Origin of the sequence: Lentzea fradiae, from assembly GCF_900100955.1 — a bacterium.
Taxonomy (GTDB): Bacteria; Actinomycetota; Actinomycetes; order Mycobacteriales; family Pseudonocardiaceae; genus Lentzea; species Lentzea fradiae.
Genome location: NZ_FNCC01000023.1, coordinates 30,055 through 45,169 on the forward strand (window position 1 = coordinate 30,055; position 15,115 = coordinate 45,169).

2 protein-coding genes are annotated in these 15,115 nt (G+C 73.1%); both read right to left on the reverse strand.

The annotated features are described in order from the left end of the window. Positions 1-581: 581 nt before the first annotated feature. Positions 582-1,334, reverse strand: a complete 753-nt coding sequence (locus BLT23_RS37360; RefSeq protein WP_090059655.1) for a thioesterase II family protein — start codon at positions 1,332-1,334, stop codon at positions 582-584. 52 nt (positions 1,335-1,386) lie between these two features. Next, positions 1,387-15,072: a type I polyketide synthase gene (locus BLT23_RS37365; protein WP_176947115.1), complete on the reverse strand. Its 13,686-nt coding sequence runs from the start codon at positions 15,070-15,072 to the stop codon at positions 1,387-1,389. Between the last annotated feature and the right edge of the window lie 43 nt (positions 15,073-15,115).

Here is a 15,115-nt window from a genome sequence, read left to right on the forward strand (position 1 = left end):
GCGCACGGTGACGTGTCTCTCCACGACGACAAATCAACGCGACCGCCAGAGCCGTTTACCCGACCGTGCCCCACCCCGGAACCGCGGAACTTCCCGAACTTTCACAGATGACTCGGAAGAACCGCCGCTCCTGTCCCGCAACCCGTATATCCGAATAGCCATACAACGATGACAGCGAGACCACGATACATAGCGGAAGGCCGTTCTCAAGGCGGCCAGAAGGATGATGATCCGCAGAACGCAGGACTTTGCCCGTCCACACAGATCGCCGCATCCGGACTAACCAATCCGCCCGAAACGGTCAAAATTCACCCGAATGGAGCAGGTGCGGGAGCGGCAGACAGACCGAAGGTAGCCGTGCGACGAGGTTCGCTTCAGCGATTGGAATCACTCGCTCGAAACCCGGGATCACTCAGGAGAAATGGTCACGAAGTGCGGTCATTTGAATCCGAAAACAACAGCGGAGTCGTTGCCCACATGAATGGCGCACACACGTGTAGGGATCATCACATCACGCCCACTCGGACTGGATACCGCTACCGCAAGGGGTGAAAATACCTGTTCTACGATCGTCCGGGTATTCACGCAGTTCCGCGAAGCCCTCGCCGCACGACCTCCGCGACACTCCCCCACCGCTGCAAGGGGAAGAAGTGCCCGCCGGGGAAGACCTCGAGCGTGAAGCCCGCATCGGTGTGGACAGCCCATTCCCGGGCGTCGGCCACCCCGGTGATCGGGTCGTCGTCGCCGGTCAGGGCGGTGATCGGGCAGGAGAGCGGGGGCGCCTGCTCGCACCGGTACGTCTCGATCGCGCGGTAGTCGTTGCGCACCACCGGAAGCACCAGCGCGCGCAGGTCCGCGTCGCGGAGGCTGCCGGGCCTGACCCCGCCCAGGTGCTCCATCGTCTCGACCAGGCCGTCATCGGTCAGGAGGTGGACGTCCCGGTCCCGGCGCAGGTGCGGTGCCACCCTGCCCGACACGAAGAGGTGAGCGACGGGGACCGAGGCCGCCCGCAGCCGCCTGGCCACCTCGAACGCCACCACCGCGCCCATGCTGTGCCCGAACAGCGACACCGGGCGGCCGTCCTCGACGTCCAGCGCGCCGGACACCAGTTCGGCCAGCACGCACAGGTCGTCGACCAGCCCGTCGCGCAGGCGGTCCAGGCGGCCCGGGTACTGCACCGCGGACAGCCGCACCTCACCGGCGAGCTCGGCGCCGAGCCTGCTGAACCACCCCGCCGAGCCACCGGCGTGCGGGAAGCACACCAGCCTCGGGGCGTCGTCCGGCGCTGGGTGGAAGGTCTTCAGCCAACGGCCGCCCGTGGCGACGTTCGACATGTTCTCCCTCTTCCGGGTTCGTGGGGTGTGCGATCACACGCTGCGGGCGGCGTCAGCCGCCGAGGAGACGGCCCAGGTCGTCCTCGGGTGTCAGGTAGCTGCCGGACAGTGCGTCCGCCTCACCCGACACGAGCCTCAGCAGCATCGCGGTGCTCTCCTCCGGCGTGGTGAACCGGCCGCCCTCGCGCTGGTCCGCCACCCAGGCCGCGATCCCGTCGACGTAGCGGTTTCCCGTGTCGCCGTCCTGGAGCTGCCTGCGGGTCAGGCCGACGTCGACCAGGCCGGGGTGGAAGCTGAACACCGACACACCGGTCCCTGCCAGCTCCGGCCCGAGGTTCTCGCCCAGCTTGATGGCCGCGGCCTTGGACACCGAGTAGCCGGAGACGGTCGGCCAGCGGTGCTTGCCCGCCGAGCTGACGATGTTGACCACCCGTCCCCTGCCGCGCTCGACCATGCCGGGCAGGGCGGCCTGGCAGGCGCGCACGGTGCCGCGCACGTTGACCTCCATCGCCTGCCACCACTCGGACTCGTCGACCTCCCACAGCGGGCCCGCCGGTCCGCTGACACCGGCGTTGTTGACCAGCACGTCGACCGCGCCGAACTCCTCCTCCGCCCGCGCGACCGCACGGGCCAGCGCCGCGCTGTCGGTCACGTCGGCGACCAGCGCCAGCGAGCTGCCGCCCAGGGTGCCCGCGAGGTCGTCGAGCGCGGCCTGGTCGCGTCCGGTCAGCACCACGTTGGCTCCGGCGGCGGACAAGCTCTCGGCGAACACCTTGCCGAGACCGCCGGTGGCGCCGGTCAGCAGGACCGTGGTGCCGGCCAGCGACGGCCGTTCCACGTCCAGCGGCTGCTCGGCCTGCTGTTCCTCACCGAGCTGGACGCGCAGGTACTTCGCGAGGGCACCGGGGGTCGGGTGGTCGAAGATCGCCGTGGGCGCCACCGGCTGCCCGGTCGCCTTCTCGATGCGGTTGCGCAGCTCCAGCGCCGTCAGCGAGTCGAACCCGATGTCGAAGAAGCCGCTGTCGGCCTCGACCTCGTCCGCTCCGGCGTAGCCGAGCACCTGGGCGACCATCTCCCGGACCAGGTCGCGCAGTACCGCTTCCTGCTCGCCCTCGTCCAGCCCTGCCAACCGGCCCCCGAGCGACGGAGCCGGGTCGGCCGAGGGCGCCGGAGCCTGCTTGACGTGTTCGTGCAGCAGCGGGCTCACCGCCGCGGGCTCGTCCACGTCGAGCTGCCGGACGTCCAGGCCGATCGGGGACAACATCGGTTCCTTCGACCGCAGAGCGGTGTCGAACGCGGCCACGGCGTCCTCAGTGGACAGTGGCGTGATCCCCAGCCTGCCGAGCCTGCGCAGGTCCGCCTCGTCGAGGTGGCCGGAGAGCTCACTGCGCTCCGCCCACAGTCCCCACGCCAGCGACAGCGCGTGCTGTCCCGCGCCGTGCCTGCTCCGCGCGATGGCGTCGATGCAGGCGTTGGCGGCGGCGTAGTTCGACTGGCCCGCGGTGCCCCACCAGCCGGCGGCGGAGGAGCAGACGACGAACCACGTGAGGTCCAGGTCCCTGGTGAGCTCGTCGAGGTGTGCCACGGCGTCGACCTTGGCGGGCATGACAGCTTCCAGCGCCTCCTCGGTCATCGACTGGACCGTCGCGTCCCGGGACGCGCCCGCAGCGTGGATCACGCCGGCCAGCGGCCGGTCCGCCGGGACGCGGGCCAGCACGGCGGCCAGCTGTTCCCGGTCGGCCACGTCGCACGCCTCCACGGTGACCTCGGCACCCAGCTCGCGCAGGTCGCCGGAGAGCTGGGCCATGCCGGGAGCGTTCGTCCCGCGGCGGCTCAGCAGCAAGACGTCGCGAACCCCGTGGGTGCGCACGGCGTGCTTGGTCAGCGCGGTGCCGACGACGCCGCCCGCACCGGTGACCAGCAGGGTGCCGCCGCGCCACTCGGTGCGGGTGGACGGCCCGGTCTTGCCCGCGCCGGCGAGCCGCGGCACCCGCGCCTGGCCCTTGCGGACCGCGATCTGCGGCTCTTCCGAGCCGAGCAGGTCGCGCCACACCTTCTCGGACGCCTGCGTGCCGTCGAGGTCGATCAGCTGGATGGTCGCGGGGTGTTCGGTCTGCGCGGAACGCACCAGTCCCCACACCGCGGCCGCCACGGGATCGCCGTCGACCGCGCCGGTCGTGACGAACACGAGCCGTGCGCTCGCGTCGTGGCCGTCCGCGACCCACGACCGCACCTCGGCCAGCGCCGACTTCACGGCGGACCTGACTCGCCGCGCGAGCGGCTGCGCGGTGTCGCCGTCGACGACCACCGTGCGGTGACCGGAGCCCTGCGGGCCGAGCGGCCGCGCGGGTGCGGTCCAGTCGATGCGGAACAGGGTCTCCGCGGCCGGCGACGAGATCGCCTTCAGCTGGTCGCTCACCACCGGGCGGGCCACCAGCTCGTCCGCCGACAGGACCGGCTCACCGTCGGAGTCCCAGGCGGTGATGGCGAACGCGTCCTGCCCGTTGTCCCGCAGGCAGACCCGCAGCGACGTGGCACCGGGGCCGTGGACCCGCACACCCGTCCACGAGAACGGCAGGCGCAGCGAGTCGCGCAGCATCGGGTGCAGTGCCGCGTCGAGCAGAGCGGGGTGCACGAGGTAGTCCCGCGCCTCGACCCGCAACGACGACGGCAGGTCCACCTCGGCGAAGACCTCGTCGCCACGACGCCACGCCTTGCGCACGCCCTGGAAGGCGGGCCCGTACGCGAGCCCCGCCTCGGCGAGACGGGGGTGGAGCCCGTCGAGGTCCAGCGGTTCCGCTCCGGACGGCGGCCACTGGGCGAGCCTCTCCCCCGCACCGGGTGTTCCGGTGGTCAGGCGACCGGTCGCGTGCGCCGTCCACGGCGCGTCGGCCGAGGGCCGCGAGTGCACCGCGAGGGTTCGGGCGCCGTCGCGGTCGGGGCCGGAGACCTCCAGCTGGAGGTCCAGCGTGCCTTCGGCCGGGAGCACCACGGCGCTGCGGAACACGAGCTCCGCGACGTGCGGGCAGCCGACCTCGCGACCGGCCCGTGCCGCCATCTCCAGCAGCGCGGTGCCCGGCACCACGGCGGCACCGCCGACGCGGTGGTCACCGGCCCAGCCCGGCCGGGTGGCCGCGACCTGTCCGGTGAGGACGGTCGCGCCACTGCCCGCCAGCGACATCGACGCGGTGAGCAGCGGGTGCTCCACCCGGCCGAGCCCGGTCCCGGCGACGGTCCCCGTGACGGGGCGCGCGTCGAGCCAGTACCGCTGGCGCTGGAAGGCGTACGTCGGCAGCTCCACCGCCGGGTGCGCCTCGCCGGTCACGGCCCGCCAGTCGACGGCGAGACCGCGGACGAACAGCTTCGCGACCGTGTCCAGCAGGGCGCGCGGTTCGAGGCGGTCCTTGCGCAGCAAGGGAAGCAGCGCGGCGGACCCGGACAGGTTCGCCGACGCCATCGCCGACAGCACCCCGTCCGGTCCGAGCTCGACGAACGTGGTCACGCCCGCCTCTTCCAGCGTCCGCACGGCCGCCTGGAAGCGGACCGACTCGCGCACGTGGCGGACCCAGTAGTCCGGCGTCGTGAAGTCGCCGGGTTCCGCGGCCACACCGGTCAGCGTGGACACCAGCGGGATGCGCGGTGCCGAGAACGCCAGGCCGGACACGACCTCGCGGAACTCCTCCAGCATCGGCCCCATCAGCGGCGAGTGGAACGCGTGGCTGACCCTGAGCTCACGCGTCCGGTGCCCGCGCAGCCGCAGGGTCTCGGTGATCTCCCGGACCGCACCGGCGGCTCCGGACAGCACCGTCGCCCTCGGCCCGTTGACCGCGGCGATGCCGGCCTCGTGCTCGTGGCCCGCGATCAGACCGGCCACCTCGTCGGCACCCGCCTCGACGGCGACCATGACGCCGTCCTCGGGCAGCGCGCCCATCAACCGGCCGCGGGCGGCGACCAGCGTCGCGGCGTCCTCCAGCGAGAGGACGCCGGCCACGTGCGCGGCGGCGATCTCACCGATGGAGTGACCGGCGACCCGGTCCGGCCGCAGGCCCCACGCCTCGACCAGGCGGAACAACGACACCTCCAGCGCGAACAGCGCGGGCTGGGCGTTCTCCGTCCGGTCCAGGCGGTCGCCGGTGAAGACCAGCTCGCGCAGACTCGTGCCCAGCAGCGGGTCCAGCACCTCCGCCACCTGGTCGAAGGCCGTCGCGAACGCGGGGAACGCCTCGTACAGCTCGCGTCCCATCCCGGCGCGCTGACTGCCCTGTCCCGCGAACAGGAACGCCGTCTCACCCGCGTGGCGTTCGCCGGTCACGAACAGGTTCGGCGCCTCTTCACCGCGCGCCGCGGCGGCGAGGCCCGCCACCAGGGCGTCCCGGTCGGTGCCGAGCACGACCGCGCGCTGCTCGAACCGCGTCCGTGCCGCGAGGGCAGCCGCGACGTGCACGTCCGCGTGTCCTGGTTCCTGCTCCACAAACCCGGCGAGCTTGGCCGCCTGCGCCCGCAGCGCCGCCGCGGTCCTGGCGCTCAGCACCCACGGCGTGACCGAGCCCTGGCGCGGCGCGGTGACGTCCGCCGGGGTCTCGGCGGGGCTTTCGATGATGACGTGGGCGTTGGTGCCACCGATGCCGAAGGACGACACCGCCGCCCTGCGGACCTCACCGCGCCACGCCTGGGCTTCGGTCAGCAGCTCCACCTTGCCCGACGTCCAGTCGACGTGCGGGGTGGGCCGCTCGACGTGCAGGGTCTTGGGCAGGACGCCGTGCCGCATCGCCATGATCATCTTGATGATGCCGCCGACGCCCGCCGCGGCCTGGGTGTGACCGGTGTTGGACTTGAGCGACCCGAGCCACAACGGCCGCTCGCGGTTCTGCCCGTAGGTCTCCAGCACCGCCTTCGCCTCGATCGGGTCGCCCAGTGCCGTACCGGTGCCGTGTGCCTCCACGACGTCCACGTCGGCGCCGGTCAGTCCCGCGTCCGCCAGCGCCTGCTCGATGAGCCTGCGCTGCGCGGTGCCGCTGGGCGCCGTCAGCCCGTTGGAGGCGCCGTCGGAGTTGACGGCGCTGCCGCGGACGACGGCGAGCACGCGGTGCCCGTTGCGCCGGGCGTCGGAAAGCCGTTCCACCACGAGCATTCCGGCACCCTCTGCCCAGGTGGTGCCGCTCGCGTCCGACGAGAACGACCGGCACCGCCCGTCCACGGCGAGGGCGCGCTGCCTGCTGAACTCGACGAAGGTGTTCGGGGTGGCCATCACCGCAACGCCGCCGACCATCGCCAGCGAGCACTCGCCGTTGCGCAGCGCCTGCGTCGCCAGGTGCAGTGCCACCAGGGAGGAGGAGCACGCGGTGTCGATCGACATCGTCGGTCCGTTCAGGCCGAGGACGTAGGCGATCCGGCCGGAGGCGACGCTGCCGTGGCTGCCGAGTCCCAGCAGGCCCTCCATGCCCTCCGGGATCACCGGGAAGCGGGAGGCGTAGTCGTGGAACATGACGCCGGTGAAGACGCCGGTCGGCGAGCCCTTCAGCGAGTGCGGGTCGATGCCCGCGCTCTCCAGCGCCTCCCAGGACGTCTCCAGCAGCAGCCGCTGCTGCGGGTCGGTGGCCAGCGCCTCGCGGGGCGCGATGCCGAAGAACCCGGCGTCGAACCCGGCCGCGTCGTGCAGGAAGCCGCCGTGCCTGGTGTAGCTGGTGCCCGCGTGGTCCGGGTCGTCGTGGAACAGGTTCTCGAGGTCCCACCCGCGGTCGTCGGGGAACGTGGTGATGCCGTCGGCCCCGGTGAAGACGAGGTCCCACAGCTCCTGCGGCGTGCTGACCCCGCCGGGGAACCGGCAGGACATGCCGACGATGACGACCGGGTCGTCCTCGACCGGCTTCGCCTGACCGACCGCGTCTTCCACAGTGGTTTCCTCTTCGTTCGAAAGTTCTTCGACCAGGTGCTCGATGACGTCCCTCGGGCTGGGCCGGTCGAACAGCAGGGTCGGGGGCAGCACGAGACCGGTCGCCTCGCCGAGCTGGTTGCGCAGCTCCAGGGCGGTCAGCGAGTCCATGCCGAGTGCGGCGAAGGACTGGTCGACCTGGTCGTCGCGGAGCTTGGCGTGACCCAGCGCGGTCGCGGCGGCGGTGCGGACGAGCCGCGTCAGTCCGGCCCTGAGCTCGTCACCGGCGAGACGGGTGACTTCCCGCCGGGGCTCCGGCGTGGCGGCCACGGGCCGCACGGCGGTCCGGGGACGGACGAGGTCGGCGAGCAACGGCGGCACCGGCCGGCCGACGGACCGGAGGTCCAGCCGGACGGGCACCAGCACCGGCTCCGCCGAGCGCAGCGCCGCGCCGAACGCGGCCACGGCGTCCGAAGTGGACAGTGGGCCGATGCCCACCTTCGCCATGCGCAGGAGGTCGGCCTCGCCGAGGTGTCCTGACAGCTCGCCGCGTTCGGCCCACAGGCCCCACGCCAGCGACAGCGCGGGAAGCCCCGCCGCCGCGCGGTCGCGGACGATCGCGTCGAGGCAGGCGTTCGCCGCGGCGTAGTTGGCCTGGCCCGCGGTGCCCCAGCTGCCGGCGACCGAGGAGCAGACGACGAACCAGTCGAGGTCGCGTTCCCTGGTCAGCTCGTCCAGGTGCGCGACGGCGTCCACCTTGGCCGCGAGGACCGCGTCGATCCCGTCCGCGGTCAGCGTTTCGACCACCGCGTCGGCGACCGCCCCGGCGGCGTGGACGACGCCACGCAGGTTCGGGACCCGGTCCAGCAGCCTCGCGACCTGACCGCGGTCGGCCACGTCGCACGCCTCGGCGGCGACGGAGACCCCGTCCGCACGCAGCCGCGCGGCGAGCTTCGCGACGCCAGGCGCCTGCTCGCCGCGACGGCTCACCAGCACGACGTCCTTGATCCCGTACGTGCTCACCGCGTGCAGCGTCAGCGCGGAGCCGACCACACCGCCCGCACCGGTCACGAGCAGGGACCCGTTGTCCCACTTGTGTTCCTGGCCACCGGCCGTGGGGTGGTGGCGCACGAGGCGAGGCACGAGGACCGCACCGTCACGGATGGCGACCTGCGGTTCCGGTGCGCCGATCACCGCGGACAGGCGCTTCTCCGAGGCGGCGGTGCCGTCCACCTCGACCAGCTGGAACCGGCCGGGGTGCTCGGTCTGCGCCGAGCGCACGAGCCCCCGCACCGCCGCGCCGACCGGGCCTGGACCCGTGACGACGGTCAGGCAGCCGGTGCGTTCCGCCGCCAGCCAGTCCTGCACGGTGCGCAAAGCCCAGGCCAGGCCCGCACGCACCCGCCGCGGCAACGGTCCGTCCGCGGGATCGGGCAGCCTCCTGCTCGTGCCTCCGGCGGAGCCGCCGATCTCCACCGGCCGCCACTCGACGCGGTGCAGCGAGTCGGCCGCCACGGCGTCGCGCAGCCGGTCGTCGCCGACCGGGCGCAGCGCCACCGCGGCCGCGTCGACGACCGGGGTGCCCTCCGCGTCCCAGGCGGCCACCCGGACGGAGTCCTGGCCGGTCCTGCTCAACCGGGCCCGCAGCGACGTCGCCCCGGCCGCGTGGATCCGGGTGTCCGTCCAGGAGAACGGCAGGCGCGCCGTGCCGGAGTCCGGCAGCAGCTCACCGCCCGCCAGCGGCTGCAGGAGGCCGTCGAGCAACGCCGGGTGCACGAGGTGGCCGTCGTCCGCGCCGGTGAGGCCGACCTCGACGAAGAGCTCGCCGTCACCGCGCCACAGCCCTCGCACGGTCCGGAAAGCCGGCCCGTACCGCAGGTTCCGCTCCGCGAGACGCGGGTAGAACCCCTCCAGGGCAACAGGTTCGGAGTCTGCCGGGGGCCACTGCACCGGCGCGGGCGCGGTGCCCTGCGCGGCTGCCAGCCGCCCCGTGACGTGGGTGGTCCACTCCCCCTGGGCGGTACCGCGGGAGGTGATCCGCACCGTTGCGTCCGGCGTCACCGCGATCCGGACGTCCAGTGCCTCACCGGCGGGGACGACCATCGGCGCGACGAGGACCAGTTCGGAGACGGTCGGCCTGGCCACGTGCTCACCGGCACGGGCGGCCAGTTCGAGCAGCGCGGTCCCCGGCACCACCACCGCGCCACCGACCTCGTGGTCGGTGAGCCACGGCTGCTCCGCGACGTCGAACCTGCCGGTCAGCACCGCGGTGCCGTCGACGGACAGCGCCGCCTTGAGCACGGGGTGCGTGATCGGGTCGAGCCCGGCGGACGAGACGTCCGCGGTCTTGGTGGCGGTGTTCAGCCAGAACCGCTCGTGCTGGAACGCGTAGGTGGGCAGGGTGGTGCGGCGGGCGCCGGTGCCCGCGAAGAACTCGGACCAGTCGACGGCGACACCCACCGTGTGCAGTCGTGCCAGTGCCGCCACCAGCGTACCGGCTTCCGGCCGGCCCTTGCGCAGGGCCGGGAGGACGACCTCGCCGGTGCCGAGGAAGTCGCGCGCCATCGCCGCGAGCACGCCGTCCGGGCCGAGCTCCAGGAACCGGGTCACGCCCTGCTCGCGCAGTTCCAGCACACCGTCGTGGAACAGGACCGCGTCGCGCACGTGCCGCACCCAGTGCTCCGGCGACCGCAGTTCCTCGGCGGTCGCGAGCGCACCGGTCAGGTTGGAGACCAGCGGGATCCGCGGTGCGGAGCAGGTGATCCGTCCGGCGACCGCGCGGAAGTCGGCCAGCACCGGCTCCATGAGCGGGGAGTGGAAGGCGTGGCTCACGGCGAGCCGCCGCGTCCTGCGTCCGCGCTCGGACCACTGTGCGGCGAGCGCCAGCACCTCCTGCTCGTCGCCGGCGATCACGACCGCCTCCGGGCCGTTGACCGCGGCGAGACCCACCCGGTCCGTGAGGTGCGGGCGCATCTCGTCGGCGGTGGCCCGCACCGAGACCATCGCACCGCCCGCGGGCAGTGCCTGCATCAGCCGGCCGCGGGCCGCGACCAGTTCCGCGGCGTCGCGCAGCGACAGCACACCGCTGACGTGGGCCGCGGTGATCTCGCCGATGGAGTGCCCGGTCACGAAGTCCGGTTCGACGCCCCACGACCGCACCAGCCGGTACAGCGCGACCTCGATCGCGAACAGGGCCGGCTGCGCGAACTCCGTGCGGTCCAGCTTCTCCTGGTCGTCGCCCCACACGACATCGCGCAACGGCACCGGCAGGTGCGCGTCGAGCTCGGCGAAGACCTCGTCGAGGGCCTGCGCGAAGACGGGGAACTCGGCGTGCAGCTCGCGGCCCATGCCCAGACGCTGGGCGCCCTGGCCGGTGAACAGGAAAGCCAGCGGCTCGTCCCGGCGGGCCAGGTCGCGCTGCCCACGCCCTTCGCACAGCGCGTCCAGCCCGGCCGCGTCGGTGGCGAGAACCGCGCCACGGTGGTCGAAGTGGCCACGCCCGGTGGCCAGGGTCAGCGCGACGTCGGCCCGGACGAGGTCCGGATGTGCGATGAGGTGCTCGCGCAACCTCCTGGCCTGCGCGGTCAGCGCCTGCGGGGTCTTGCCGCTCAGCAGGAACGGGACCTGCTGCTCGCGGCGAGCGCCATCCGGCCGCGCCGCACTGTGTTCGAGGACGACGTGTGCGTTCGTGCCGCTGATGCCGAACGACGACACGGCCGCCCGTCGCGTTCCCTCCGGCCACGGTCGCGCACAGGTCAGCAGCTCGACCTCACCGGCCGACCAGTCCACGTGCGGGGACGGCTCGTCGGCGTGCAGGGTCTTCGGCAGGACGCCGTGCCGCATCGCCATGACCATCTTGATCACGCCCGCGACACCGGCGGCGGCCTGGGTGTGGCCGAGGTTGGACTTGAGCGACCCGAGCCACAGCGGCCGGTCGCGGTCCTGCCCGTAGGTGGCGATGATCGCCTGGGCCTCGATCGGGTCGCCCAGCGCCGTGCCGGTGCCGTGCGCCTCCACCGCGTCCACATCGGACGGTTCGATGCCCGCGCCGGCGAGTGCCTTGCGGATGACCCGCTGCTGCGACGGCCCGTTCGGAGCGGTGAGCCCGTTGGAGGCGCCGTCGGAGTTGACCGCGCTGCCCTTGACGACCGCGAGAACGGTGTGGCCGCGGCGCAGCGCGTCGGACAGCCGTTCCACCACGAGCACACCGGCACCCTCGGACCAGCCGGTGCCGTCCGCGGCCGCGGAGAATGCCTTGCAGCGGCCGTCGCTCGCGAGGCCGCGCTGACGACCGAACTCCGCGAACATGCCCGGAGTGCTCATCACGGTCACGCCGCCGGCTAGAGCGAGCGAGCACTCGCCGCGCCGCAGTGACTCGACGGCGAGGTGCAACGCCACCAGCGACGAGGAGCACGCCGTGTCGATCGACAGGGCGGGGCCTTCCAGCCCCAGGACGTAGGCGATCCGGCCGGAGACCACGCTGCCGGCGACCCCGGTCAGCAGGTGGCCGGCGACGGACTCGGGGCTCTCGTGCAGCCTGGTGCCGTAGTCGCCCGCCATCGCACCGGCGAAGACGCCGCAGTCGGTGCCGCGCAGCAGTTCCGGGTCGATGCCCGCGTCCTCCAGCGCCTCCCACGACACTTCGAGCAGCAGGCGCTGCTGCGGGTCCATGGCGAGTGCCTCGCGGGGTGAGATGCCGAAGAACTCGGCGTCGAAGTCCCCCGCGTCGTGCAGGAAGCCGCCCTGCCCCTGGTGCTCACCCCAGCCGCGGTCGGCCGGGAACGGCCCGATCGCGTCACCTTCCTCGGTGACGAACCGCCACAGGTCCTCCGGCGAGCGGACACCGCCGGGGAGGCGGCATCCCATGCCCACGACGACGACCGGGTCGTCGTCCTCCACCGGCTTCTCCGGGGACGCGCCGGTGTCCCGCACGACAGGTTCCGGCCGGGTACCGGCGGGGAGCAGCCGGTCGATCTCGGCGGCCAGCGCGGCGGGCGTCGGGTGGTCGAAGACGGCGCTGGCCGGGAGCCGGACCGACGCGGCGGCGTTGAGCCGGTTGCGCAGCTCGACGGCCATGACGGAGTCCATGCCCTGGCGTTTGAACGGCTCGCGCATCGCGACGGCGGCCGGCGTGGTTCCCAGCACGGCGGCGGTGTGGGTGCGCACGAGGTCGGCGCCGTGCAGCACCGGTCCCGTCTCCTGCACCACCTCGGTCTCGGTGCCGATCCAGTAGCGCTGCCGCTGGAACGGGTACGTCGGCAGGTCGGCGCCGCTCACCCGGGTGCCGGTGCGCGGCACCAGCCGGGAGAAGTCGACCGCGACGCCGCCGACGAACGCCTGCGCGGCGGAGGTGAGGAAGCGGCGGAGGTCTCCCTCGTCACGGCGGAGCGTGCCGGTCACGACGGTGTCCTCGGCCTCGCGGGCGGACACGGTCTCCTCCACGGCACCGGCCAGGACGGGGTGCGAGCTGACCTCGACGAAGTGCCGGAAGCCCAGCCCCAGCAGAGCATCGGCGGCCTCGCGGAAGCGGACGGGGGCCCGCAGGTTGCGCGCCCAGTACGCGGCGTCCAGCCGCTCGGCCCAGTCGACGTCCACAGTGGAGAAGAACGGGACATGGCCTTCTCGTGGCCGGATCGACTTCAAGGTTTCGAGCAGTCGCTCGCGGATGGAGTCGACGTGCGGGCTGTGGGACGCGTAGTCGACGGCGACCCGGCGGACCCGGACGCCTTCCTCCTCCCAGCGCACCACCAGTTCCTCGACGGCTTCGCGGTCACCGGACACAACCGTCGCATGAGGACTGTTGACCGCGGCGACCACGACGCCGGGAACACCGGCCAGCCGCCGTCGCACCTGCTCGGACGGCAGCGCGACCGACGCCATCGCACCGCGCCCGGCCAGTTCGCCGGCGATGACCCTGCTCCGCAACGCCACGACGGCGGCGCCGTCCTCGATGCCGAGCCTGCCGGACACCACCGCAGCCGCGATCTCACCCTGCGAATGACCCAGCACCGCGGCGGGGCGAACACCCACCGACTCCCAGAGCCGCGCGAGCGACACCATCACGGCCCACGACGCCGGCTGCACCACGTCGACCCGGTCGAGCCCTTCACCGGTGCGCAAGACCTCGCTGAGCGACCAGTCCACGTGTGGTGCGAGCGCCTTCTCGCAGTCCGCCACCGCTTCGGCGAACACCGCCGAGGTGCCCAGGAGGTCGCGGCCCATGCCGGCCCACTGCGCGCCCTGGCCAGGGAAGACGAAGACAGGACCGGTGTCCTGCGCGACGGCGTGGCCGAGGACGATCTCGGCACCGGCGTCCGCGCGTTCAAGCCGGCCGAGCGCCGAATCGAGCTCCTCGGCGGTCTCGGCGACCACGACGGCGCGGTGGTCGAACAGGGTGCGCCGCTCGATCAGGGCGGCGGCGAGCCCGGCGTGGTCGAGGCCCCGGCCGCGCAGCCCGGCCGCCAGGGCGCGCAGAGCCTCCGGGGTCTTGGCGCTGAGCACGAACGGCAGGACGGACTTCTCCGTCTCCTGCTCGGTGGCGTCGCCGTCGCGGCGCGGCGGTCCCGACAGGACGACGTGGCAGTTCGCACCGCCCATCCCGAAGGAGCTGACCCCGGCCAGCCGCGGCTCGGCGGTCCAGCCGGTCGCCGCGACCTGCACCCTGATGCCCAGCTCGTCCAGCGCGATCGCCGGGTTCGGCTCGGCGAAGTGGAGGCTGGGCGGGATGGTTCCCCTGCTGATCGAGAGAACGGTCTTGAGCAGGCCCGCGATGCCTGCCGCACCTTCCAGGTGGCCGATGTTGGTCTTGACCGAGCCGACCCGCACCGCGTCCGCGGCGGTTCGGCCGGCACCCAGCACCTCGCCCAGTGCCGCCGCTTCGACGGGGTCGCCGACCTTGGTGCCGGTGCCGTGCAGCTCGACGTACTGGACCTGGCGCGGGTCGATGTCCGCCGCGCGGTACGCCGCGCGCAGGACCTCCGCCTGCGCACGAGCGTCCGGCGTGGTCAGGCCGTCGCTCGCGCCGTCGTTGTTCACCGCGCTGCCGCGGATCACGCAGAGGACGTCGTCGCCGTCCTCCAGCGCCCTGGCGAGCGGCTTGAGCACGACCACGCCACCGCCCTCGCCCCGCACGTACCCGTTCGCCCTGAGGTCGAACGTGTGGCACCGCCCGTCCGGTGAGAGTCCGCCGAACTTCGCGGCACCGACGGTGCTCTCCGGCGCGAGGTTGAGGTGCACACCTCCGGCCAGCGCGATCTCGCACTCGCCGTTGCGGATGCTCTGGGCGGCGAGGTGCACCGCCACCAGTGCCGATGACTGCGCCGAGTCGACGGTGAAGCTGGGCCCGCGCAGTCCCAGCGCGTACGAGACGCGGTTGGCGATCAGGCCCCTGCTGAGTCCGGTGACCGTGTGGTGACCGATTCCCTCCGCTCCGAGACGCTGGGTCAGCGTGGCATAGTCCGAGCCGAAGGCGCCCATGAACACGCCGGCCGGGCGGTCGCGGAAGGTCGCCGGAACCAGGCCGCTGTGCTCCAGCGCCTCCCATGCGAGCTCCAGCGCCAGCCGCTGCTGCGGGTCCATGGCCGTCGCCTCGCGCGGCGAGATGCCGAAGAAGGCGGCGTCGAAGCGGTCCACCTCGTCGAGGTAGCCGCCCCAGCGGGAGTTCGCCCTGCCCGGCAGCGACAGGTCCTCTGCGAAGAGCGCCTCGGCGTCCCACCTGCCGGACGGGGTCTCGGTCACCGCGTTCCCGCCGCCGACGAGCAGGTCCCAGAAGGCGTCCGGGTCCGCCGCGCCCGGGAGGCGGCAGGAGAGGCCGACGACGGCGACCGCGTTCCGGTGGGCGGCGAGTTCGGGTCCGGGTGTGTTCATGTGGGGCATTGCTTCTTCCGGTGTGGCGGTGAACGCGGGCAGG